Origin of the sequence: Allobosea sp. (assembly GCF_035944895.1) — a bacterium.
GTDB lineage: Bacteria > Pseudomonadota > Alphaproteobacteria > Rhizobiales > Beijerinckiaceae > Allobosea.
In genome coordinates this window covers 49,139-72,890 of record NZ_DASZAT010000015.1, presented here as the reverse complement: position 1 = coordinate 72,890, position 23,752 = coordinate 49,139, and the positions used below count along the sequence as shown (strand labels likewise).

Sequence of the window (23,752 nt, the reverse complement as noted above, 5' to 3'; positions counted from 1 at the left end):
CCACCCGCAATTCGGCGGGACGATGAACAACCAGGTCGTCTACCAGCTGTTCTACATGTTCGCGAAGCGCGGCTTCGCGGTGTTGCGGTTCAATTTCCGCGGCGTCGGTCGGAGCCAGGGCGCCTTCGATCACGGCGCGGGCGAGCTCTCCGATGCCGCGGCCGCGCTCGACTGGGTGCAGTCGATGCATGCCGACGCCAAGAGCTGCTGGGTGGCGGGTTTCTCCTTCGGCGCCTGGATCGGCATGCAGCTCCTCATGCGCCGGCCCGAGATCGAGGGCTTCATCTCGATCGCGCCACCGGCCAACCTCCACGACTTCACCTTCCTCGCCCCCTGCCCGTCCTCGGGGCTGATCGTGCATGGCGATGCCGATCGCGTCGTTCCGCAGAAGGATGTGCAGACGCTGGTCGACAAGCTCAAGACCCAGCGCGGCATCAAGATCGACCAGCAGATCATCACCGGCGCCAACCATTTCTTCGAGAACAATGTCGACGAGCTGATCGGCGTCTGCTCCGGCTATCTCGACCGCCGTCTCGCCATGGCCGACGCCGCGTAGGCTGTCAGGACCGCGCAGAATTCCACGCGGGCAGGAGTACGGGGCCTGCAGCCGGCCGAACTCGGGTCGAGCCTCGCAAGCGCGAGGACGACCCCCCGCTCCTGTCATGTCCGGCGAGCAAACGTACGGCGGAACAGCGCTCAGGCGTATTCTGCCGTTTTTCATCGGCGTCCCAAGGCGAGATACAATTCCGTCTTCACCCAGGCAATTATCCCCGTCCCGGCGACGCATCTCCCCGCCTCCCGGCATGCATTTTCGAACCGAATCTCGATGTTCGTCCCCGTCGCCGAATCCTGCCGTAGACTGCGCCCATCCTCGCTCGACGAAGGGGCGTCTACCGGTGACGGCCAGTTGATGGGGCGGGATGCGGCGCCTGCGGCGTGTTCCCGATCAGGGAGCAGCGGGGGATGCGCGTGCCGATCCGGCCGCATTCTCTGGAGAGGACGACGGTCCGAACGCCCCGGGGAGCCTCGACCAGGTCTGCCCACCCCTACTACGGGGGGTCGCCACGGGATGGCTTAAGGGCGGGGCGTCACAGCTTGCGGCGAAAGCCGGAAGGTGTGGCGAGGACGGGTACGGGCAAAGTGCACCGTGCCCCGGCCGCTCCCCGTACCGGAAGCGCGGAGGTCGAGGTTGCAAAGACGCTGCGGCGGGTGCCGGGACGGCGCCTGAAAAATGTAACTTGAGCGGTGTCGTTACGGCGCCCGCCATCCCCTTCGTGCCCGAAGGGCTAAACGTAGGGGTAGGCCGTGGTTAGGCGCTTGCGCCGTAACCCGCCGCCCCGGACCACCTGCCACCCGGCCGCCCACGGCGCGGGAACGAATGCGTGCGCCCGTTTCGCGCGCGTCACTTTCGCCCCGCCTGTGCTATCGACCAACGCGCCTGCAGCGCTAAACCATAGAGCATCACCAGGGAGCGACCCATGCCCTTCGTCAGCATCAAGTACGTCAAGGAGAACATCGCCGACGACCCCGCGGGCAAGCAGTCTCGGATCGCGGACCGCATCGCCGAGGCGATCTCCGCCGAGATGGGCGTCGGCAAGGACGACGTATGGGTCGCCTTCGAAGGCATCGCGGCGGCGGAGTTCTACGTCGGGCCCGACAGCGTCGCCACCCGCCGCGCCCGAAGGAAGTAGTCGCATCCCGCCCCGGCGCTCGCGACGATCATGCCAGACCGCATCCTCCTGCCGCTGATCGTCGCCTGCGCGCTGTTCATGGAGAATCTCGACTCGACGGTCCTCTCGACGGCGCTGCCGGCGATTGCGCAGGATTTCGGCTCGAATCCGATCCACCTGAAGCTCGCGCTGACGTCCTACCTCCTCGCCCTGGCGGTCTTCATCCCGGCCTCGGGCTGGCTCGCCGACCGCTACGGCGCGCGGACCATCTTCCGCCTCGCCATCCTCGTCTTCACCCTCGGCTCGATCGCCTGCGGCCTCTCGAGTTCAATTCCGGAGATCGTCGCTGCCCGGGTCGTCCAGGGCATCGGCGGCTCCATGATGATGCCGGTCGGGCGGCTCGTGATCCTCCGCAGCGTCCCCAAGCACGAACTGGTCGGCTCCCTCGCCTGGCTCACCGTCCCGGCGCTTCTCGGCCCGGTGCTCGGGCCGCCGGTCGGCGGTTTCGTCACCACCTATTTCGAGTGGCGCTGGATCTTCTGGATCAACGTCCCGGTCGGCATCCTTGGCCTCGTCCTCTCCACCCTCTACCTGCCCGACATCCGCGGCGAGGAGCGGCCGCGCTTCGACGGCCGCGGCTTCGCGCTGACCGCCTTCGGCCTCGCCCTGTTCATGACCGGCTCGACCTCGCTCGGCCTTGGCATCCTTCCCGTCGCCTACGTGGTCGCGGCGCTCCTTGCCGGCGCAGCCCTCCTCGCCCTCTACGTCTTCCACAGTCGGCGGGTCGCGGTCCCGATCGTCGACCTCGCGCTCCTCCGCATCCCTACCGTCGGGACGAGCATGCTCGGCACCCTCCTCTTCCGCATCGGCGTCGGCGCGACGCCCTTCCTCCTCCCCCTCCTCCTCCAGGTCGGCTTCGGCATGACGCCGTTCCAGTCGGGCATGATCACCTTCGCCGCGGCGATCGGCGCCATCGCCATGAAGTTCGCCGCGCCGCCGATCCTCAGGCGCTTCGGCTTTCGCTCGGTGCTGATCGTCAACGCCCTGATCGCCGGCGCCTTCGTCATGCTGCCGGCGCTGTTCACCCCGGCGACGCCGGTCGCGGCGATGACCGGCCTCCTGCTCATCGGCGGCTTCTTCCGCTCGCTCCAGTTCACCAGTGTCAACGCCCTCGCCTATGCCGACGTGCCCAACGACCGGATGAGCCGGGCGACGACGCTCGCGAGCGTCACGCAGCAGCTCTCGCTGTCGGTGGGCATCTCGGTCGGCGCCATCGCCCTCGAACTCACCGTCGGAGCCAGCGGCGGCGAGATCGGCGCCGCCTCCTTTGTCCCGGCCTTCCTGGTGGTCGGCGGCCTCACCATGCTCTCCGCCATCCCCTTCGCCCTGCTCGCCCGCGACGCCGGACGCGAGCTGTCGGGCCACCGCCCGCCATCCCCCGATCCGATCACCGTGATGCGCGACCGGGGGTGAGCACTCCTCCCGACATTGTGACACTTCGCCGCGTGGCGTACCCTCACCCCGCGGGAATCGTCCGCGGGGAAGGGCAAAGGGAGTGGCACCATGGAAACGGAAGCCGTCGTCGTATCCACTCAGAGCTGGCTGGTAACCCTCATCATCGCGCTGATCATCGGCGCGATCGCAGGGTGGCTCGCCGGGCTGATCGTCGAGGGCGTGGGCTTCGGCCTGCTCGGCAACATCATCGTCGGCATCATCGGCGCGATCATCGCGAGCTACCTGCTGCCGGCGATCGGCGTCAATCTGGGCGGGGGCTGGATCGCATCGATCATCGCGGCGGTGATCGGCGCCGTGATCCTGCTCCTGGTCATCGGCATATTCAAACGAGCCTAGGCCAATTCGGGGCGGCGTCGAATGTGGGGGTCCGCTAGCCGCCGCCCCGGAATCCCTTGGCGACGAGGTAGAGTTCGACCGAGCCGGCCCGGCTTGCCGGCGGCTTGACGTGATGGACGCTCCTGAAGTCCCGCTTGAGGACATTGAGGAGTTCCGCCCCCGCCCCGCCCTGGAACACCTTGGCGACGAAGTGGCCTCCCGGCCGGAGCACGCTCGCTGCGAAATCCGCCGCCACCTCGCCGAGCGCCGTGGTGCGGATATGGTCGGTCTGGCGGTGTCCGGTGGTGGGCGCCGCCATGTCGGAGAGGACGACATCGGCCGGCTGGCCACCGAGCGCAGCCCGAATGGCGTCCGGCGCGTCCTCGTCGAGGAAGTCCTTCTGCAGAACCAGCACCCCCGGCAGCGGCTCAATAGCAAGGTAATCGAGGGCCACGACCCGCGGCTCTGCCTCGGTGGAGCGGACCCGTTCGGCCGCCACCTCGGACCAGCCGCCCGGCGCCGCACCGAGATCCACCACGCGATCCCCCGGCTTGAGCAGATGGTAGCGATCGTCCATCTCGATCAGCTTGAAGGCGGAGCGGGCGCGGTAACCCTCGGCCTTCGCCCGCGCGACATAGGGATCGTTCAGCTGCCGCTCGAGCCAGGCCGTGGAACTCGCCTTCCGGCGCTTCGCTGTCTTGACCCGCACCTTGAGCTGATTGCGTCCGGCGGGCTGCCGATCCTTAGGCATGATGGGCATCCTCCGCCCGCCGCCCGGAGCGCGGCCGCCACACGCCGTCCTCGGCCATCAACTCGACCAGCACCCCTTCCCGCAGGCCCCGGTCGGCCACGCGCAGCCGGTCGCAGGGCCAGCGGCGGCGGATCGCCTCGAGGATGGCGCAGCCGGCGAGCACCAGGTCGGCCCGCTCTCGCCCGATGCAGGGATTGGCGCAGCGCGCCTCGTAGTCCATGCCCATGAACAGCGTCACCAGTTCGGCCACCTGGTTGCCGCTCAGCCAGGTGCCGTCGACGACCCGGCGGTCATAGCGCGGCAGGTCGAGATGGACGCCGGCAAGCGTCGTCACGGTGCCGGAGGTCCCGAGCATGTGGACCTCGCCGGCCGCGACGGCGGCGTCGAGGACCGCGACATTGGGGAATGCACCGAGCATCACCGCCACCTCGGCGACCATCGCCTCGAACTGGACCGGGGTCACGTCGCGGCCGCCGTGCCGCTCGCTCAGGCTCACAACGCCCACCGGAAGCGAGACCCATTCGCGGATGCGGTCCGACATCCGGCGGCGCCGGCCATCGCCCGCCGCGCCCGCGAGATCGAGCCAGACCAGTTCCGACGAACCGCCACCGATGTCGAAGAGGATCACGCCGCCGGCATTGGGGTCGACGAGCGAGGCGCACCCGGCCACGGCGAGCCGGGCCTCCGTTTCCCGCGACACGATTTCCAGTTCGAGCCCGGTTTCGTCGCGGACGCGGCTGACGAAATCGCTGCCGTTGGCGGCGATCCGGCACGCTTCGGTCGCGATCATCCGCGTCCGCCCGACGTCACGATAGGCGAGCTTCTGTCCGCACACCTTGAGCGCCTCGATGGCTCGCCCCATCGCCGCCTCGCCCAGCCGTCCGGTCTGGCCGATGCCCTCGCCCAGCCGGACGATGCGCGAAAAGGCGTCGACGACCCGGAAGCCGTGGTCGCGAGGCACAGCCACGAGCAGCCGGCAATTGTTGGTCCCGAGGTCCAGCGCGCCGTAGAAATCGGCAGGACGTGCAGCACCGTTCGCCGAAGGCTTCGGCGGCGGAATAGGCACTTCCGGTGCGGGCGCGACGAGAACCGCTGGCTCTGGCCGTGCCGGCGCACGCGGCCCCGTGCCGGGCGCATAGACCGGCCCCCGGCGCTTCCGCCGCTTCCTTTTCGACTTTCCACGCCCGTCGCCCTGATGCGACTTGCCGTCGGGATGCCGATCCGCGGCAGCCGGCATGCCGGCCCCGGATTCCGCCGGATCCCGATCCATGGGCGCGGACGAACCCGCAAGATGCGGATTCTCAACCGGCGCCGTCAATGTCCACGTCCTCGCCACGCGGCCGGCCGACATGATGCGGCGGCGCTGCGGCTCATCCTGGTTCAGTTTCGCCGGCTACTCTAGCAGCAGGGCGCCCGGTGACAAGCAGGTTGCGAATTCCGATCAATCGTCCCGGTCGGAGCGCAGCGATCCGCCCGAAAGTACAGCGGTCGGCTTCACCACCTCGGGCGCCTCAGGCGCGTCGAGCGCCTCAGGCGCGTCGAGCGCCTCGGTGATCTCGGCGATCACTTGCGCCGCACTCTTGCGGTAGCCGCGATGCATCTCGTCGACCAGCTTCTTCATCCGGTCGAGGTCCATCCTGAGCCCGGTCTCGGACGGCTTGGCGGTGTCCGCCACATAGGCGACCGAGCGGTAGTGGTAGGCTACGGCGATAAGCATCGGCACGAGGTCGTGCTCGCTCAACCCACGTTCGTCCATGACGCGGTCGAGCGCGTCGAACAGCGCCGCCTCGTCCTCCCGATAGAGGCGCTCGGCCTCGTCGTCGCCTTCGTCGGGCGGTTCGTTCTCGGCCATCGCGCTATCCCCCGGCGCCCTGGGCGATGGGCGGCTGGAAGGAATAGCCCATGTCCCAGGGAAAATAGATCCAGGTGTCCTGGCTGACCTCGGTGACGAAGGTGTCGACCACCGGCACACCGGCCGGCTTGGCGTAGACCGTGGCGAAATGGGCGTTGGGCAGCATCTCGCGCACGACGCGGGCGGTCTTTCCGGTATCGGTCAGGTCATCGACGACGAGAACGCCCTTGCCCTTGCCGTCGCCGATGGCGCGGATCGAGGGGGCGATCTCCTTCATCACCTTGAGCTCGGACTGGTTCTTGTAGTCGTGATAGCTCGCGACGCAGACCGTTTCGATCATGCGCAGGCCGAGCTCGCGACAGATGATCGCCGCCGGCACCAGTCCGCCGCGGGTGATGCAGACCATCGCCTCGAACGGGCCGGCATCGGCAAGGCGCCAGGCGAGAGCCCGGGCATCGCGGTGGAACTGGTCCCAGGAAACGGGGAAGGCCTTGTTGGCGGAAGCGTCGGCCATGGCGGGTCCTGCGGCAGGCTTAAGGAAGAGCCTTTCCGCAAAGCGCATCCAGCCGGCGCTGGCAAGAGCCTTGGCGACACAATCCCCGGCGGGGATAGTTCAGCGGGCGAGCTTCGCCCGCTCCGCCTCGACCATCGCCTTCACGGCCGCCGTCGCCAGCGCCAGCTTTTCAGGATCGCGCGAGCGGATGACGATGTTGGTGTCCGGCCCGGTCTCGGACCAGAACGGGTAGGAGCCAATCGAGCAGTCGGGATGCGCCTTGGCGATCTCGCCGAGCGGCGTGCCGATATCGCCTTCGCGCAGACCCGCCTGCACCGTCTCCGACAGGATCTTGGCTCCGGTCTTCAGCGTCGGCCCGACGACGTCGAGCATGGCCTGCATGATCGCCGGCACGCCGGCCATGACATGAACGTTGCCGATCTTGAATCCCGGCGCCTTCGACACCGAATTGGCGATCAGGTCGGCGCCCGCCGGAATGCGCGTCATCCGCATCCTGGCCTCGTTGAGTTGGTCCTTGGGGAAGCGCTCCAGCAGCATGTCGATCGCGCGCTGGTCGTAGTCGATCGGCACGCCGAAGGCGGCGGCGACCGCATCCGCCGTGATGTCGTCATGGGTCGGGCCGATGCCGCCGGTCGTGAAGACATAGGTGTAGCGTGAGCGCAGCGCGTTCAGCGCCGAGACGATCTCGTCGGTCAGGTCGGGCACGACCCGCACCTCGCGCAGCTCGATGCCGATATTGGTCAGGTACTCGGCGATATAGCCGATGTTCTTGTCCTTGGTCCGCCCCGACAGAATCTCATCGCCGATCACCAGGATCGCGGCGGTGACCACGGGTTGGAAGGCGGGCGATGGCGCTGCCGTCATGGGCTTGTTCCTGCTGTTCGATTTCGCCGCATGCGTGCCCCGATACGCCAGCGAGCTAAGCCGCTTGCGCGCAACTGCTCAAGCGTCACGCCAGTCGGGGCGGCTATGCGCGCGCGGCGCAGCGGGTCACGAGGTCGTGCGCTCGTAGACCAGGTTGAGCCGGGTCTGGGCGATGAGCTTGTAACCCTTGCTCTCCAGCAGGGCCGGCAGGTCGGCCTGCCAGCGGCCGCGCGAATCCTCGACGATGACGAAGCCGGGCCAGAGTGCCTCGGGCGCATCGCGCAGGAAGGGTTCGAGGATCAGGTCCTCGGCGCCCTCGACATCGAGCTTGATCGCGTCGATCCGCTCATAACCCTCACTCTGCACCAGAGCGAGCAGGGTCGTCGCCGGCACGCGGACCGAGTTCGCATTGCTGGAACGCAGGATGCGCACGCTCGATTCGCCCTTGTTGGCGGGGTCGAGGAAAAGCGTCAGCTCGCCCGGCTTGTCGGCGAGCGCGCAGGCGACCGCCTTGACCGTGCCGAACGGGTTCTGGGCGATGTTGTAGGTCAGCCGCGCGAAGATATCGGGCTGCGGCTCGACCGCGAGGATGCGCGCGCCCCGCCCTGCCCGCGCCGCAACGAACAGGGAATAGGCGCCGATATTGGCGCCGACATCGATGAAGCTGAAGCCGTCGCGGATGCGCGAGGCCAGGAGCTCGCGTTCCTTGGCATCGAAATATTGCGGCGTGAACAGCACCCGCTTCTCGCAGACATTGCCCTCGGGATAGAGCCGCATCTGCGCACCGAGAGCCTCGATGTCGACGGGCTGGCCCTTGAGCCGGTTGAGCCCGAAGCGGCGCAGCGCGAAGGCGAGCTTGCGGCCGAGGAAGGAGCCGGAGGCGCAGCGCGTCCAGCCGATGATGCGGGCGATGAGCCCCTGCGGCGCGAAGGTGCCGAAAGGCTGGTCCTCGACCGATCTGATCTCATTGAGTGCCATCGGCGCGCTGTACACCCCAAGCGCGGGCCGCGCCAGCCCTGCGCATCCGCCTTGCGCACCCCGTCAAACCCAATAGATAAGGAGGCGAGGAGCGGCCTTCCGGAATGACCTTGAACGAATCGATCTCACGCGGGCGGCGCGATCCCGCCATCAAGCTGCATGGACCCGAAGCCTTCGCGGCGATGCGCAAGGCCGGGCAGTTGACCGCGCGCGGCCTCGATATGCTCGCCGGCGAGGTCAAGCCGGGCGTCACCACGCAGCGCCTCGACGATCTCGCCTTCCAGTTCGCCATGGACAACTCAGCCTATCCGGCGACCTTGTTCTATCGCGGCTACACCAAGTCGATCTGCACCTCGATCAACCATGTCGTCTGTCACGGCATCCCCGACGACAAGCCGATGCGCGAGGGCGACGTCGTCAACATCGACTACACGCTGATCGTCGATGGCTGGCATGGCGATTCCAGCCGGATGTTCGCGGTCGGCGAGATCCCGCGCAAGGCTGAGCGGCTGATCGAGATCACCTATGAGAGCCTGCTGCGCGGCATCCGCGCGACGCGGCCCGGCGCAACCACCGGCGATATCGGCTTCGCCATCCAGCGCTATGCCGAGGGCGAGCGCTGCTCGGTGGTGCGCGATTTCTGCGGCCACGGGCTCGGCCAGGTCTTCCACGACGCGCCGAACATCCTGCACTATGGCAGCCCCGGCGAAGGCGTCGAGCTCAAGCCCGGCATGCTCTTCACCATCGAGCCGATGATCAATCTCGGCAAGGCGAGCGTGAAGGTGCTCTCCGACGGCTGGACGGCGGTGACGCGAGACCGTTCGCTCTCGGCCCAGTTCGAGCACACCGTCGGCGTGACCGACACCGGCTGCGAGATCTTCACGCTCTCGCCCGCCGGCCTCGACAACCCGCTCGCGCCGCGCCCATGAAGAACGGCGGCAGCGGCAAGTCACCCCTGATTGCCGCCGCCCCGGACGAGGCCCCGCCGCACCATCTCGGCGCTCGAGGTGGAAAGCCTTAAGATGTGCATACTGCGCTTTCCAGACGTGTGATCCGTAGCCGTCCTGAAGGAACCGCGCCCAGAGACAAATGTCGTAAGCGTATCCCCTGACACTATGTGGAGAGCGCACGCCGTTTGAGGGCAGCTCTCGAAGGAAGCGATTTACGTGCGGATCATACTCCCTCTCGCCACACATGATCATCGGGATGCGCCTGTGAAGTTGGCCGATCCGATCCCCAAACGCGACGTATATCATTGTTGGATCGGGTCTCTTGCGGTTGGAGGGTGAAGCGTGGAGGGGACCTTGCAGCAGGATTGGTTAACGCGACGGTTGGTGACAGACTGTCCAGATAACGCATCCTTTTCCTCGACAAGAAGAACGCGCTGATCGCCGACGAGGTGCAGCAGACCGGCACGGTCGACCACACCCCGGTCTATCCGCGCGAGGTGATGCGCCGGGCGCTGGAACTATCCGCGACCGCCTTGATTTTGGTCCATAATCACCCCTCCGGCGACCCCACCCCGTCCGGCGCCGACATGCGCATGACCCGCGAACTGGTCGATATCGCGAAGCCGCTGGGCATCGCCATCCACGACCACATCATCGTCGGCCGCGACGGCCATGCCAGCTTCAAGGGGCTGGGGCTGATCTGAGCCCGGCTCGAAGCGCGCCCGGCGCCTCGCCCAAGGTCCGACGCATCGCCCGCGCCAGGGCCGAGCCCGAGTCGAAACCGGTGCGCCAGGCGATCTCGCCGATCGGAAGAGTCGTGTCGGCCAGCAGGCGGCGGGCGGTCTCGATGCGCTGCCCGTTGCGATAGTCGCCGATCGACATGCCGGTGAACTGCCGGAACAGCCGCGTCGCCTGCCGCCGCGACAGGCCGAACGCATCGGCCAATTCGTCGAGCGGCACGTCCTCGTCCAGTCGCTCGGCGATGAACGCGCTGATCTCGGCGACGAGCGCGCTGCCATGGTCGTCGCGGCTCGCGCCGGAGAGCGCTTCACCCTGCTCGATGCGAGCCATGGTCGCGATGATCAGGGCGGCCGCCAGATGGTCCTGCGCAGCCTTGGGAGCGGCGCCGGCATCGTCGCTGCAGCACAGGCGCAGAAGCGTCCGCATCAACGGCGTCGCGGCGAACAGCGATGGCTGCTTGACCAACCGCTCGAGCGGACGCGACGGCGCAAACTGGGCGAGCGCCGCTTCGGTCAGATAGAGCGCCACATGATTGCTCGACTGGCGCAGCGCCTGCGACTCGTGTGCCTGCATTTTCGGCACGACGACAAACCGGTCCTCGCTGAGCCAAGCCACCGACCGACGCGTCTCGTCCCTGAAAGCGATCGTCCCGCGGGCGGGCACCAGGATCATCGCGCAGTCGTGCCAGTGCCACTGCGTCCGGTAATGCGGGCCGCCGCCGGTCACGACGGCACGCTGCTCGCTCGCATCGAGAAGACGCGGCGGCGGTACTGAGTCCCGGATGTGCTCGAAGGATCGAAGCATGCGGCGCCAGCTTAGCACACTCCGCGACACGTAGTGGGCCCGTTGAGCCCTCTGGCCCGCTGGGTCGCATCATATGGCCCGCCGGGTCGCGCAGGATTTCGCCCCGACCGGCAGGCTCCGGTCATGACATCTCAGCACAGCTCCACCCGGCGCCTCGCCGAACAGGTCTTCACGGTCAACGTGTTCGGCAGCGGCCCCGGTGGCGGCAACCCGGCGCCCATCGTCGTCGACGCAAGGCTGCTCGATGGTGAGGCGATGCGCCAGGTCGCGGCTCGGCATGGCCATGAGAGCGCCTTCGTCCTGCCCGGACGCGATAGCTGCGACTACCAATTCCGCTTCTTCGTGCCGAACCACGAAATGGAGATGTGCGGCCATGCCACGCTCGGCGCGGTCTGGCTGCTCGACCATCTCGGTGCACTGCCGAAGTCCACGGTCTCGATCTCGACGCTGTCGGGACGGGTTCATGCCCGCGTCAGTGGCGGGCATGCGAGCGTGAGCCAGCCCAGAGGGCGCTCCACCGGCATCGACGATCCTGCCGCCGTGCTTGGCGTGCTCGGCATCAGACCGTCCGACCTGCTGGACCTCCCGCTGCTCAACGCCGCGACCAGCCGCGTCAAGACACTCGTGCCGCTACGCTCTATCGATGTGCTCAACGGCCTTCAGCCTGACTTCGCGCGGATCGAAGCGCTGTGCGATGCGATCGGCTCGACCGGGCTTTACCCATTCGCCCCGATCGATCCGGATGCGGGCGTGTTCTCGGCGCGGCAATTCCCGCGCTCCTCCGGCTACCCTGAGGATGCCGCGACCGGCATCGCCGCAGCAGCGCTCGCCTGGGCGGCCTGGGACCTCGACCTGACCTCCAAGTCCCGCATCGTCATCCGGCAAGGCGAAGCCATGGGACGGCCGTCGCAGATCACAGTCGAGCGCGAAGACGAGCGGTGCTGGCTCTCCGGCCGGGCCGAACTCATCGAGGAGACGCCGCTATGAACCGCCGCCTGTTCCTGGCTGGCCTTGCCGCCCTCGCCATCGGAAAGAGCTTCGCCCAGCAGGCTGCCGCGCCCTGGCCCGCAAGGCCGATCCGCTTCATCGTACCCTATGCCGCCGGTGGCCCGACCGATGTCGCAGCCCGTATCCTCGCCGAGACCTTGTCGCAGCGCCTACCTCAACAGGTCGTCGTCGAGAACATCACCGGCGCGGGCACCGTCGTCGGCACCAGCAGAGCCGCGGCGACGAAGGATGGCCACACCTTCCTGATCGCAACCGTCGCGCATGCCGTGAACACGGTCCTCTACGCCAATCTGACCTTCGATCCGGTCAAGGACTTCCGTGGCGTGGCCCTGATGGGAACCGTCCCGCAGATCGTACTGGCCAGGAAGGACTTCCCGGGCAACTCGCTGACCGATCTGCTGGCGGCGGCACGGGCCAAGCCGGCAGGCCTGACCTATGGTTCAGCCGGCATCGGCTCGGCCCAGCACCTCGCCGCCGAATTGCTCGCCAAGCTGGCGAAGATCAACTTGGTTCATGTCCCCTATCGCGGCGCCGGACCGGCCGTCACCGACCTGATCGGCGGCCAGCTCGACCTCGTGATCGACAGCGCCGCGACCGCGCTCACGCAGGTCAGGAGCGGCTCCCTGCGCGCGCTCGCCGTGACCACGAAAGAGCGGCTCCCCGCCTTGCCTGACCTGCCGACCGTGGCCGAGACCCTGCCGGGCTACGAGGCTTACACCTGGAACGCGATCCTCGCGCCCACCGGAACCGCGCCCGAGATTATCGCCGCGATGAACAGGATCGCAAACGAAGCTCTGGCCGATCCGGCCCTCATCCGACGCTTCGAGGAACTCGGCATCGCAGTCGCACGGAACTCGACCCCTGAAGCGACGGATGCCTTCGTCGCTGCCGAGATGGCGAAATGGCAGCCGCTCCTGCGCAGCGCCGGGATCGCGCCGAACTAAGCCGACGGCGGATACACATTGCCCCGTCATGTCGATCGCGGCGAGCAAGCCATAGGCAAACGACCCGCCTCGGACAGGCCGCCATGCTGTCACCGCGACCGTCGGCGCTCTGGCCTCCACGGCCGCGAGTCGCCCTGCCCAAGAAAGCGGCACACACCTCTCAAGGCGTCGGCAACAGACCTCTTCCCCAACTGGAGCGAATGCGCATAGGCTACCCCAAACAGGGGAAGACGGCTGCATGGTCGCATTCGACGAGATGACCGGGGGAGAAGGTGGTCTGCGGGCCGCCTATGGTGAACTGGATCGCTGGTTGAAGGAGGCGCCGCCCGAGATGCTGGCGCTGCGCCGCTCGCAGGCCGAGCTGTTCTTCCGCCGGATCGGCATCACCTTTGCCGTATATGGCGACGAGGAATCGACCGAGCGCCTGATCCCCTTCGACATCATCCCGCGCGTGCTGACCAAGCCGGAATGGACCAAGCTCGAGAAGGGCCTGCGCCAGCGCGTCACCGCGCTCAACATGTTCCTGGCCGACGTCTACGGGAAGAAGGAGTGCCTGAAGGCCGGCATCATCCCGCCGGAACTGGTCTATCGCAACGCCTGCTACCAGCTGCAGATGGTCGATTTCCAGGTGCCGCACGGCATCTACTGCCACATCGCCGGCATCGACATCGTCCGCGTCGACGCCGACACCTTCTACGTGCTCGAAGACAACGCCCGCACGCCGTCTGGCGTCTCCTACATGATGGAGAACCGCGAGGTGATGCTGCGGCTCTTCCCGGAGCTGTTCGCGACCCATCGCGTCGCGCCGGTCGACAATTATCCCGACCAGTTGCTCGCGACCCTGCGTTCGGTCGCCCCGCGCTCGGCCTCCTCCGATCCGACGATCTGCCTCTTGACCCCCGGCCAGTACAATTCGGCCTTCTACGAGCACTCCTTCCTGGCCGACAAGCTCGGCGTCGAACTGGTCGAGGGCTCGGACCTGCTGGTCAAGGACGACATCGTCTACATGCGCACGACGCAGGGTCCCAAGCGCGTCGACGTGATCTACCGGCGCATCGACGACGACTTCATCGACCCGCTGGTTTTCCGCAGCGACTCGGTGCTCGGCGTGCCCGGCATCATCGGCGCCTACAAGGCCGGCAACGTCACGCTCGCCAATGCGGTCGGCACCGGCGTCGCCGACGACAAGGCGGTCTACAGCTACATGCCGGAGATCGTGAAGTTCTTCACCGGCGAGGAGCCGATCCTGAAGAACGTGCCGACCTATCGCTGCCGCGAGCCCGAGGCCAATGCCTATGTGCTCGACAATCTCGAGAAGCTCGTCGTCAAGGAGGTCAACGGCTCCGGCGGCTACGGCATGCTGGTCGGCCCACATGCCAGCAAGGCGCAGCTCGAGACCTTCCGCCAGAAGCTGAAGGACCAGCCCGAGGGCTTCATCGCCCAGCCGACGCTGGCGCTCTCGACCTGCCCGACCTTCGTCGCCTCGGGCGTGGCGCCGCGCCATGTCGACCTGCGTCCCTATGTCCTCTCCGGCGCCAACGGCATCTCCTGCGTCCCGGGCGGCCTGACGCGCGTCGCGCTCAAGGAGGGCTCACTCGTGGTCAATTCCAGCCAGGGCGGCGGCACCAAGGACACCTGGGTGCTCGACGCATGACGAAACCTGCTTTCACCGTAGTTCGCTTCACCCCGGAAGCCCGGACCTGAGCATGCTTTCCCGTACCGCCGACAGTCTCTACTGGGTCTCGCGCTATGTTGAGCGGGCCGAGTATCTCGCCCGCATTCTCGACGCCACCACCCGCCTGACCAACCTGCCCTCCGCCTATGGCGGCGCCGGCACCGAATGGCAAAGCGCGGTCGCCACCGCCGGCTGCGAGGACACCTTCGCCAAGGCCTATGGCGAGGCGAACGAGCGCAATGTCTGCGACTTCCTCAGCTTCAACCCGGACAACCCGGCCTCGATCCGCAATTGCCTGGCACTGGCCCGTTCCAATGCCCGCGCGGTGCGCACCGCCCTGACCTCGGAGATGTGGGACGCGCTCAACGGCGCCTGGCTCGAATTGCAGCGCTTCGAGCGCAAGCGCATGGACCGCGAGGAGTTCGCCCGCTTCCTCGACTGGGTGAAGAACGTCTCGCTCGCCTTCGACGGCTCGGCCTACCGGACCATGCTGCGCGACGACGGCTACTGGTTCTCCCGGCTCGGCGTGAATGTCGAACGGGCCGACAACACCGCGCGCATCCTCGACGTGAAATACCATGTGCTGCTGCCCGAGACCGAGCAGCCCGGCGGTTCGCTCGACTACTTCCAATGGACGACGATGCTGCGCGAGGTCTCGGCACTGACGGCCTATCACTGGGTCTACCGCCAGGCTGTGAAGCCGGTGCTGATCGCCGACCTTCTGATCCTCAACAAGCGCATGCCGCGCTCGCTGGCGAGCTGCTACGAGAACATCTCGCGCTTCCTCGACCAGATCGGCGATGCTTATAACCGGCATGGCCCGGCCCAGCGCCAGGCCCGCAAGACGCTGACCAATTTCGACAACACACCGATCGAGCAGGTGCTCCAGCGCGGGCTGCACGAGTTCATCGAAGACTTCATTTCCGAGAACAACCGCCTCGGAAACGTGATCGTCGAGCAGTACCTCCAGTAAGGACGCCCTTCCGCTCCCGAATTTGGAATTCTCGCCTTATGCGGATCCGGATCTCCCACAGCATCGCGTATTCCTACGCCGAGCCGGTGCGCCAGCTCCGGCAGGTGTTGCGGCTGACGCCGCGCGACCATGAGGGCCTGCACGTCGTCTCCTGGCGGATCGCCCCCGATATCGACGGGCGCCTGCATGCCGGACAGGATCCGTTTGGCAACATCACCCACGACTTCTCGGCCGAGGGGCCGATCGAAGGCTACACCATCGAGATCAACGGCCTGGTCGAGACCGTCGATCTCGCCGGCGCGGTCCGCGGCGCGATCGAGAAGGTGCCGCCGGACGTGTTCATGCGCGACACCCTCCTGACGCAAGGCAGCGAGGCGGTGCGGGCGCTCGCCGGCACCGTCGCCGGCCGCGGCGGCAGCGACCTCACCAAGCTGCACACTCTCATGGAGACGATCAACGCCGAGATTCGCTGCATCCCGACGGCCGACCATCTCGGCATCGGCGCCGCAGCCTGCGTGAAAGCCGGCGAAGGCATCCCGCAGGACGTCGCCCATGTCTTCATGGCCTGCGCCCGCCTGCTCGGCGCGCCGGCACGCTATGTCTCCGGCTATGTCGCCGCTTCGGACACCCTGCCCCACGCCAATGGCGCCCATGCCTGGGCCGAGGCCTGGCTGCCGGACTATGGCTGGATCGGCTTCGACGCCGCCAACGGGCTCTGCCCGATCGACACCCATGTGCGCGTCGCCGCCGGGCTCGATTTCGCCGACGCGGCCCCGGTTCGCGGCGCCCGTACCGGAGGCCAGGGCGAGAGCCTCCTGGTCGAGGTCAGCGCCCAGGCGGCCAAGCCCCGCTTCCAGGGACAGTAACCGCCTTCCTGCGTTGCCGCCGTCATGAGCGCCTGATACCAGCCACGCGCGCCCTTCCGGCGTGCCCTGGAGATCGATCGTGACCTATTGCGCCGGCATCCTCGTCCAGGACGGACTCGTGATGATCGCCGATACCCGCACCAATGCCGGGCTCGACGACATCTCGACCTTCCGCAAGCTGCACGTCTTCTCCTGGCCGGGCGAGCGGACGATGGCGCTCGCCACCGCCGGCAACCTGTCCGTCACCCAGTCGGTCATCAGCCTGCTTCATGAAGGCATTCCCAATCCGGAGACGGGCGAGGTCGAGACGCTGCAGAACGCGCCCTCGATGTTCCGCGCCGCGCAGCTCGTCGGCCGCGCCGTGCGCATCGTGCGCGAGACAGATGGCGAGGCGCTGCGCGAAGCCGGTCTCAAATACGACATGTCGCTGCTGTTCGGCGGCCAGATCGTCGGCCAGCCGATGCGGCTCTTCATGGTCTATTCGGCCGGCAACTTCATCGAATGCGGCATGGACGCGCCCTTCCTGCAGATCGGCGAGCACAAATACGGCAAGCCTATCCTCGATCGCGCCGTCACCTTCAAGTCGCACCTTTACGACGCGCTCAAGGTCGGGCTGATCTCGATGGATTCGACCATGCGCTCCAATCTCGGGGTCGGCCTGCCGATCGATATCATCGTGCTCCGGCGCGACGCCGCAGCGCCCGAGCTCAACCGCCGCATCGAGGCCGGCGAGCCCTATTTCCATGATCTGCGCGAACGCTGGTCCGCGGCTCTGCGCGCCGCCCATATGGCGATCCCGCGTCCGCCCTACGAGCCGACCGGCGAATAGCGCCGCCGCAGCGATTTCGACCGGAAAATCGGTAGCTCCGCCGACTTCACCACGATTGTGGAAACCGGATGGCAAGATTCCCCTGCCAAGGTCCGCTGTCAGCGTGCCGCTACAGGTCTGGGTCTTGCCGACTAACGTTAAGATGACGAACACCGAATCATCGGCACGCATGCTGACACGCACGCTGGCGACACTGGCTGGCGCGTTCGCGCTCGTCCTGGCGGCGGTACTCGGCGTGATGTCGGCGATGGTGAGCGACACCAACCAGCTCGAAGCGACCCGCCAGCGCGACCGCGTCGAGACAGCATTGACGACGCAGGCGCATCTGCGCCGGCTGCGCTTCGAGAATCTGCAGGCCGCCGGCGTGTTGCAGCCGATGCTCAACAGCTCCCTGCCCAGCGTCACCTTGCAATGGGCCTTTGCCCAGGTCAGCAATCGCTTCCTCGATTTCGACGGCACCTATCTCGTCACCGCTTCCGGCCACGTCCTCGCCGGCATCGAGCGCGGCGAAACCGCAACGCAAGCCGGTTACGACGCCCTCGCCCGCCTCAAGCCCGACCTGCCCGGCGGCGCGGCGCCGGCGGAGCCGCGCGGCCTCGGCGACGGTCCGGTCACCGCCATGCTGCTCCAGAACGGTTCCGACACCATCGGCGTCATGGCCGCCGACCTGCGCAAGAGCGAGCCGGCGCCCCGTTCGATGTCTCCCGAGGCCGCCGCCTTGATCGTCGGCTATCGCAAGGTGACGCAGACCCAGCTCGACGAGCTCGCGCTGCGCTATCGCCTGCCCCGGCTGGAAATCGCAACCGAACGCCCCGCCAATCCGCTGAACCGGCGCGACATCCCCTCGCCCGACGGCACGGTGAGCGCCTGGCTGAGCTGGACGCCGGAACGCCCCGGCGATGCGATGATCAGCCAGTTCGCCTGGGCGCTCGGAGCAGTCAGCGCCCTCTTCGTCGCCCTGTTCGCCTATGTCCTCCATCGCCTGCGGAGTGCCGCCGAGCAGATCTCCGCGCGCGAGAGCCAAATCGATCGCCTCGCCGGCCAGGACGAACTCTCCGGCCTGCCCAACCGCCGCACCTTCGACCTCCGGCTCGACCAGGAGATCGCACAGCTCGGCCGGACCAAGAGCGGGCTCGCCGTGCTGCTGCTCGACCTCGACCGCTTCAAAGCCGTCAACGACACCTACGGCCACAATGCCGGCGACGAGCTGATCCGCCAGGTCGCGAAGCGCCTGACCACCGCCCTGCGGCTAGGCGACACGGTGGCTCGCCTTGGCGGCGACGAGTTCGGCATCATCCAGACCCATATGGAAGCGCCCAACGCCAGCGCCACGCTCGGTCAGCGCATCCTCGACGCGCTGACCGAGCCTTTCGAGATCGGCGGCGTCGCCGTCAGCATCGGCTGCTCGATCGGCATCGCCCACGCGCCCCGCGATGGCGCCGACCGCAGCACGCTGCTGCGCCTGGCCGACACCGCGCTCTACCAGGCCAAGAACGAAGGCCGGAACCGCTATTCCTTCTTCGAGCCGCAGATGAACCGGGCGCTGCATCTCAAGCGCATGGTCGAGGAGGACCTGCGCAACGCCATCGCCCGCGACCAGCTGCTGCTGCACTACCAGCCGCAGGTCTCGATCGACGGCGCCAGCATCGTCGGCGTCGAGGCGCTGGTGCGCTGGCCGCATCCCGAGCACGGGATGATCCCTCCGTCCGAGTTCATCGGCATCGCCGAGGAGCGCGGCCTGATCGTGCCGCTGAGCGAATGGGTGCTGCGCCGCGCCTGCGAGCAGGCCCGGCAATGGCCGGGGATCAAGCTCGCGGTCAACGTCTCGCCGATCCAGTTCCGCCACAAGGATTTCGTCGCGAGCGTGATCCGCGTCCTCGACGAGACCGGCTTCGACCCCGAGCGGCTCGAGCTGGAATTGACCGAGGGCGTCGTGGTCGAGGATGCCGATGCGGCCGAGGCCGCGATGATGGACCTGCGCGCCCATGGCGTCAGCCTGGCGCTCGACGATTTCGGCACCGGCTATTCGAGCCTGATCTATCTGCGTCGCTTCGCCTTCGACAAGATCAAGATCGACCGCTCCTTCCTCGAATACATGGAAGCGACCGGTGAATCGGCGATCCTCGTCCATTCGGTCGTGCATCTCGGCCGGGCTCTTGGCCTGCGCGTCTGCGCCGAGGGTGTCGAAACGGCCGAGCAGCACCGTTTCCTGCAGGCTATCGGCTGTCACGAACTGCAGGGCTTCCTGTTCTCCAAGGGCGTGCCGTCCGAGGAGATCGACCGCCTGCTGACACTCGACCGGCCGTTCGAGCAGGCGCTCGCCGCCTGATCGGCAGAACTCAGAAGAAGCTCGCCAGCCAACTCACCAGCGCATAGGCGAACCCGGCCGACAAAACGAGGCCGACGGCGCCGACCACGGCCCCGGCAATGATCAGCACGCCGTCGCGCTCGACCAGGCCGAGCCCGACCAGACAGACCGCGAGCCCAAGCGGGATCTGGCCGATGAAGGGCGCGGCCACGATCAGCCCGAGTGCCAGGAACAGCAGCACTGCGCCGAGAACCGGCAGCGCATAGGGACCGCCCAGCATGGTCAGCCGCGGCTTCGAGAAGCGCTCGAGCCGGATCAGCGGTGGCAAGGCACGTTCGACGGCGCGGGCAAGGTCCGCCTGGGCGATGCTGCGGTCGAGCAGCCTGTGCGGCAGCCAGGGCGTCGCCCGGGCCATCAGCATCTGCGCAGCGACGAAGGCGAGGACGAGGCCGCAGACCAACGGAATCGGCGGCGGCATCGGCAGGCAGTTCGGCAAGCCGAGCAGCACGACGAGCAGCGCATAGGCCCGGTCACGCAGCGCCGCGACGATGTCGCGGACGGCGACGCGCGGGCCCGGCAGATGGGCGAGCGCGATCAGCAGTCCGGAGGTGCGCAAGGGGGAGGACAAGCAGGCTCGCCAGGCGATGAGCAGGGCCTGCGGCCTAGCATGCCCCGCAGCGGACCAACAACCCCACCGGCTGCATGCCCGTCAGTGCAAGGTCAGCACGCCGTTCACATTGACGATCTCGGCCGGGCGGATGAGGTGCGAATGCGCCACGGTGATCGAATGCAGCGGTCCGTCGAGCTCGCGCCGCCAGAAATCGAGGAATTTGTGCAGCTCCGGAAAGCGCGGGGCGAGGTCGTATTCCTGCCAGACGTAAGCCTGCAGGAAGTCGGGATGGTCGGGCATGCGGTAGAGGATCCTGGCGGTCGTCAGCCCGTAACCAGCCAGTTGGCGGAGGAAATCCTGCGAGACCATGACCGATACGCTCCTTGATCCAGGAAGACGATGAGCCGGCTGCCTTCAGGCTGCGCCGCGATGGTTAACAAACACTTGCGGGAATTTCTCCAACTGCCACACTCATGACATGTGGGGAGCCGTCCAACGGGACGGAAGGGGCGTTGGCGTGGCGTGGGGGGTCGCGAAGCGTTCGGGCATGCTCGCGCGCGCCATCGGCGCGGCGATAGCGCTCGCGCCAGCGCTCGCCAGGGCCGACCCTGCCCTCATGGAGCGCAGCCCGCTCTCGCTGGCGATTTTCGGCTCGCTCGAAGCCGATGCCAGCAAGACCTATGGCTCGGTGGGACTGAAATGGGCGTTCGGCAACAGCGGCGGGCTCGATGCCAGCGGCTTCCGCCTCGGCCTGAAATGGGGCGAGAGCGTCGAGCCGGCCCAGCGCAAGCCGACGCAGGGGCGCCTCTACAAGACCGAGTTCAACGCGCTGCTCGGCTATGAATGGCGGATCGACGATACCTTCCTGTCGCTCTCGGCCGGCCCCGAGATCGAAGCCCGCCATAGCGAGAACCGCAGCGAACGCAGCTTCGAACAGCGCGGCATGCTGCGCCTGCAGGCCGATCTCTGGTCGAAACTGGCCGAGAACTGGCTGCTGCAGGCCAATGCCTACGCGATCCCTTCCGATCGTGGTCGCTATTGGGGGCGTCTCGCCGGAGGCTGGCGACTGATCCACGAACTCTATCTGGGCCCCGAGATCGAAGGCTATCGCGAGCGCGATTATCACAAGCTGCGGCTCGGCCTGCATCTCACCGGCCTGCACCTGTTCGGCCTCGACTGGCGCCTGGCCGGCGGCGTCCAGAAGACGCGCGACGAGAAGGCCGGCGCCTATGTCACGCTCGGACTGCTCTGGAAGCGGTGAGCCCTCAGCGCGGCCCCTGCCCCGTCAACGCCCGCAGCGCCTCCGGCGTATCGATGTCGAGGGCGATGGCGGGATCGTCGAGCGCGATCTCCTCGACCGCGTCGCCTGCCGCGTCGAGCAGACGGCGCGCGCCCTGATCGCCATCAAGCTTGGCGACCTCCGGAAAGAGTTTTCGCGCCAGCAGCACCGGATTGCCGCGCTGGCCGAGCAGGGTCGGCGCGACCGCGAGCGCATCCGGCCGGTCGGCGAAGGCCTGCGCCAGCCGGTCGATCACGCCGGCGGTGACGTTCGGCATGTCGCCGAGCGAGACGACCACACCGGGCACCTCCCTCGGCAGCGCCGCGAGCCCAGCCCTGAGCGAGCCGGCGAGCCCCTCAGTGAAGGCCGGATTATGCACGATGGTCACGTCGAGCCCCGCGAGCGCGGCGCGGACCTCGTCCTGCTGATGACCGGTGACGACGATGACCGGCGCGGCGCGCGAGGCGATCTGCGCCTCGACGGCGTGGCGCACCAGCGGCTTGCCGCGCACCTCCTGCAGCAGCTTGTTGCCGGCACCCATCCGGGTCGAGCGACCGGCTGCCAGCACGATCCCGGCCACGGGCGCGGCCTCGCCATGGCCCGGCGCACGCGGCTGCGGCCGCGAGACGATCTCCATCAGCAGCCCGCCGACACCCATCTTCTGGATCTCGGCGCGCGTCACCGGCACGCCGGCGAGGCTGCGCTGCAGCACCCAATCGAAACCGTTCTCCTTCGGCGAGCGGGCACAGCCCGGCGCGCCGATCACCGGCTTGCCGTCGAGCGTACCCAGCATCAGCAGATTGCCGGGATCGACCGGCATGCCGAGATGCTCGACCGTCCCACCGGCTTCGACCAGCGCTTTCGGCACCACATCGCGCCGGTCGGTGATGGCGGAGGCACCGAAGACGACGACGAGCTCGGCCGGCCCGGCAACCGCCTCGCGGATCGCCTTCGCCAATGGCGGGCTTTCATGCGCGACCCGGGCATCGCGCTCGATCGCGGCGCTGGCCGGCTCTAGCCGCTCGGCCATGGTGCGCAAGGTCTTGTCGACCACGCTGGTCTTCAGGCCGGGCAGCAGCGTTGAGACCACTGCCACCGATTTCAGCCTGTATTCGGCGATCGCGATCGGCTTGTCGGCGCCGAGCCGTTCGAGCGCCTCGGCGATGCGCTTCTCCGGCACGGCATAGGGGATGATCTTGACCGTGCCGACCATCTCGCCCGCGACGACCGGCTTCAGCGCCGGCAGGGTCGCGACCGTGATCGCCTCGTCGACGGCGTTCAGCGCATCGATCACGCCCGTATCGATCTGCAGGATGCCCGGCGCCGCGGCGAACAGGTTGACCCGGCCGGTGAACGGCGCCTCGGTCACCACCGCCCGGCCGGCAAGCGCCCGCGCCAATTGCTCGGCGGCGGCGTTCTCATCGATGTCACCGGGCTCGAGCTGCACCGCGACGATCTCGCTCAGGCCGGCGGCGGCGAGCTTGCGCACGTCGTCCTCGCCGATCGTCGCGCCCTTGCGCACGATCGCCTCTCCGGCGCGGACCGTATGGGCCGCAACCGCACCGGCGGCTTCAGCGATGGGAATGGGACCGAACTTCATCAGGCATAGTCTCTCAAACAGGCTTGCGGCGCGGGCCTCGCAGGGCCTGCACGATCTCTCCGAGGATGGCGAGCGCGATCTCGGCCGGGGAAACCGCGCCGATGTCGAGCCCGATCGGAGCATGAATGCGCTGCACATCGGCCTCGCCGAAGCCGGCCGCGGCAAGCCGCTCCAGCCGCTTGCCATGCGTCTTCCGGCTGCCGAGTGCGCCGACATAGAAGCAGGTCGAGCGCAGCGCCGCCTGCAAGGCGGGATCGTCGATCTTCGGATCATGCGTCAGCGCGACGAAGGCGGTGTAGCCATCGAACGGCACCTTCTGCAGCGCTTCTTCCGGCCACTCCGCCAGCAGGGTCACCTCCGGGAAGCGCTCCTGCGTGGCGAAGGCGGTGCGCGGGTCGATGACCACGATATCGAGATCGAGGAGCTTGGCCATCGGCGCCAGCGCCTGCGAGATATGGACCGCGCCGGTGACGACGATGCGCGGCGGCGGCGCCTGCACGGTCAGGAAATAGGCCTTGCCGTCGACCTCGACATTGCCGCTCTTGCCGCTGCGCAACTGCTTGTCGAGTGCCTCAGCCAACGGATCGCCGGCAAGGTCGACCTCCTTGACCAGGCGCTGCTCCCCTAACCCGAGATCGGTTACCAGCACGGTCGCGCGCCGGGCGGCGCGCTCGATGTTGAGTGCGGAAAGAAGCTGAAGATCCAC

24 protein-coding genes and 2 pseudogenes are annotated in these 23,752 nt (G+C 67.6%); 14 read left to right on the top strand and 12 right to left on the bottom strand.

Annotation, left to right across the window (positions count from 1 at the left end; translation table 11 throughout):
* From VGV58_RS27010 to VGV58_RS26995, 4 genes are all read left to right on the top strand, one after another.
* Positions 1-556, top strand: a 556-nt coding sequence (locus VGV58_RS27010; protein ID WP_326877153.1) for an alpha/beta hydrolase, incomplete at its 5' end; no start/stop codon positions are given.
* Between the two features lie 922 nt (positions 557-1,478).
* A complete protein-coding gene (locus tag VGV58_RS27005; RefSeq protein WP_326877152.1) occupies positions 1,479-1,691 on the top strand; it encodes a tautomerase family protein in 213 nt (70 codons plus the stop codon).
* 30 nt (positions 1,692-1,721) lie between these two features.
* Positions 1,722-3,143 (top strand): DHA2 family efflux MFS transporter permease subunit, encoded by a 1,422-nt coding sequence (locus VGV58_RS27000; RefSeq protein ID WP_326877151.1) that lies wholly within the window; start codon positions 1,722-1,724, stop codon positions 3,141-3,143.
* Between the two features lie 90 nt (positions 3,144-3,233).
* Positions 3,234-3,521 carry a GlsB/YeaQ/YmgE family stress response membrane protein gene (locus VGV58_RS26995; protein ID WP_326877150.1) on the top strand — a complete coding sequence of 96 codons (288 nt, stop codon included), beginning with the start codon at positions 3,234-3,236 and terminating at the stop codon, positions 3,519-3,521.
* Positions 3,522-3,555: 34 nt separating this feature from the next.
* Here the strand turns inward: VGV58_RS26995 and VGV58_RS26990 are convergent, their stop codons facing one another.
* The 6 genes from VGV58_RS26990 to VGV58_RS26965 form a co-directional block, all read right to left on the bottom strand.
* The gene (locus tag VGV58_RS26990; protein ID WP_326877149.1) at positions 3,556-4,251 is read right to left on the bottom strand and encodes an RlmE family RNA methyltransferase; all 696 of its coding nucleotides are present in this window, start codon (positions 4,249-4,251) and stop codon (positions 3,556-3,558) included.
* A complete protein-coding gene (locus VGV58_RS26985) occupies positions 4,244-5,569 on the bottom strand; it encodes a Ppx/GppA phosphatase family protein (RefSeq protein ID WP_414644131.1) in 1,326 nt (441 codons plus the stop codon). Before VGV58_RS26985 ends, VGV58_RS26990 begins: the two co-directional genes overlap by 8 nt.
* Before the next feature lie 123 nt (positions 5,570-5,692).
* A complete protein-coding gene (locus VGV58_RS26980; protein ID WP_326877148.1) occupies positions 5,693-6,103 on the bottom strand; it encodes a hypothetical protein in 411 nt (136 codons plus the stop codon).
* Positions 6,104-6,107: 4 nt separating this feature from the next.
* Positions 6,108-6,617: a xanthine phosphoribosyltransferase gene (gene gpt, locus VGV58_RS26975; RefSeq protein ID WP_326877147.1), complete on the bottom strand. Its 510-nt coding sequence runs from the start codon at positions 6,615-6,617 to the stop codon at positions 6,108-6,110.
* A gap of 99 nt (positions 6,618-6,716) precedes the next feature.
* Positions 6,717-7,481: a competence/damage-inducible protein A gene (locus tag VGV58_RS26970; RefSeq protein ID WP_326877146.1), complete on the bottom strand. Its 765-nt coding sequence runs from the start codon at positions 7,479-7,481 to the stop codon at positions 6,717-6,719.
* A 126-nt stretch (positions 7,482-7,607) separates the two neighbouring features.
* A complete protein-coding gene (locus tag VGV58_RS26965) occupies positions 7,608-8,459 on the bottom strand; it encodes an FkbM family methyltransferase (protein ID WP_326877145.1) in 852 nt (283 codons plus the stop codon).
* 104 nt (positions 8,460-8,563) lie between these two features.
* Here VGV58_RS26965 and map point away from each other — a divergent pair, with 104 nt between their 5' ends.
* Positions 8,564-9,388 (top strand): type I methionyl aminopeptidase, encoded by an 825-nt coding sequence (gene map / locus VGV58_RS26960; protein WP_326877144.1) that lies wholly within the window; start codon positions 8,564-8,566, stop codon positions 9,386-9,388.
* A 72-nt stretch (positions 9,389-9,460) separates the two neighbouring features.
* Here map and VGV58_RS26955 read toward each other — a convergent pair.
* A pseudogene (locus tag VGV58_RS26955) lies at positions 9,461-9,655 on the bottom strand (site-specific integrase); the annotation flags it as partial.
* A 158-nt stretch (positions 9,656-9,813) separates the two neighbouring features.
* Here VGV58_RS26955 and VGV58_RS26950 point away from each other — a divergent pair.
* A pseudogene (locus VGV58_RS26950) lies at positions 9,814-10,113 on the top strand (JAB domain-containing protein); the annotation flags it as partial.
* Here the strand turns inward: VGV58_RS26950 and VGV58_RS26945 are convergent.
* Positions 10,091-10,954, bottom strand: coding sequence for an AraC family transcriptional regulator (locus VGV58_RS26945; protein ID WP_326877143.1), 864 nt, complete (start codon positions 10,952-10,954; stop codon positions 10,091-10,093). The pseudogene VGV58_RS26950 and the gene VGV58_RS26945 overlap by 23 nt on opposite strands.
* A gap of 123 nt (positions 10,955-11,077) precedes the next feature.
* Here VGV58_RS26945 and VGV58_RS26940 point away from each other — a divergent pair, with 123 nt between their 5' ends.
* The 7 genes from VGV58_RS26940 to VGV58_RS26910 all read left to right on the top strand — a co-directional run bounded on the left by VGV58_RS26940 (position 11,078) and on the right by VGV58_RS26910 (position 19,578).
* Positions 11,078-11,941: a PhzF family phenazine biosynthesis protein gene (locus tag VGV58_RS26940; RefSeq protein WP_326877142.1), complete on the top strand. Its 864-nt coding sequence runs from the start codon at positions 11,078-11,080 to the stop codon at positions 11,939-11,941.
* Positions 11,938-12,906, top strand: a complete 969-nt coding sequence (locus VGV58_RS26935; RefSeq protein WP_326877141.1) for a tripartite tricarboxylate transporter substrate binding protein — start codon at positions 11,938-11,940, stop codon at positions 12,904-12,906. The genes VGV58_RS26940 and VGV58_RS26935 overlap by 4 nt, the downstream gene beginning before the upstream one ends.
* A 238-nt stretch (positions 12,907-13,144) precedes the next feature.
* Positions 13,145-14,560, top strand: coding sequence for a circularly permuted type 2 ATP-grasp protein (locus VGV58_RS26930; protein ID WP_326877140.1), 1,416 nt, complete (start codon positions 13,145-13,147; stop codon positions 14,558-14,560).
* 52 nt (positions 14,561-14,612) lie between these two features.
* Positions 14,613-15,554, top strand: a complete 942-nt coding sequence (locus tag VGV58_RS26925) for an alpha-E domain-containing protein (RefSeq protein WP_326877139.1) — start codon at positions 14,613-14,615, stop codon at positions 15,552-15,554.
* A gap of 38 nt (positions 15,555-15,592) precedes the next feature.
* Positions 15,593-16,420, top strand: a complete 828-nt coding sequence (locus tag VGV58_RS26920) for a transglutaminase family protein (protein WP_326877138.1) — start codon at positions 15,593-15,595, stop codon at positions 16,418-16,420.
* A 79-nt stretch (positions 16,421-16,499) separates the two neighbouring features.
* A complete protein-coding gene (locus VGV58_RS26915; RefSeq protein WP_326877137.1) occupies positions 16,500-17,249 on the top strand; it encodes a proteasome-type protease in 750 nt (249 codons plus the stop codon).
* A gap of 142 nt (positions 17,250-17,391) precedes the next feature.
* Entirely contained in the window at positions 17,392-19,578 is a 2,187-nt protein-coding gene (locus VGV58_RS26910) for a putative bifunctional diguanylate cyclase/phosphodiesterase (RefSeq protein WP_326877136.1), read from the top strand.
* A gap of 10 nt (positions 19,579-19,588) precedes the next feature.
* Here VGV58_RS26910 and VGV58_RS26905 read toward each other — a convergent pair whose 3' ends face one another.
* Positions 19,589-20,185, bottom strand: a complete 597-nt coding sequence (locus tag VGV58_RS26905; RefSeq protein WP_326877135.1) for an exopolysaccharide biosynthesis protein — start codon at positions 20,183-20,185, stop codon at positions 19,589-19,591.
* 81 nt (positions 20,186-20,266) lie between these two features.
* Entirely contained in the window at positions 20,267-20,536 is a 270-nt protein-coding gene (locus VGV58_RS26900) for an usg protein (protein ID WP_152012701.1), read from the bottom strand.
* Between the two features lie 178 nt (positions 20,537-20,714).
* On the opposite strand from VGV58_RS26900, the gene bcsS reads away from it, so the two are divergent.
* Entirely contained in the window at positions 20,715-21,428 is a 714-nt protein-coding gene (gene bcsS / locus VGV58_RS26895; protein ID WP_326877134.1) for a cellulose biosynthesis protein BcsS, read from the top strand.
* 4 nt (positions 21,429-21,432) lie between these two features.
* Here the strand turns inward: bcsS and VGV58_RS26890 are convergent, their stop codons facing one another.
* Together VGV58_RS26890 and VGV58_RS26885 are read right to left on the bottom strand one after the other, a co-directional pair.
* A complete protein-coding gene (locus tag VGV58_RS26890; protein ID WP_326877133.1) occupies positions 21,433-23,046 on the bottom strand; it encodes a molybdopterin-binding/glycosyltransferase family 2 protein in 1,614 nt (537 codons plus the stop codon).
* Between the two features lie 13 nt (positions 23,047-23,059).
* Complete coding sequence (locus VGV58_RS26885; protein ID WP_326877132.1) at positions 23,060-23,752, bottom strand: XdhC family protein; 693 nt, start codon at positions 23,750-23,752, stop codon at positions 23,060-23,062.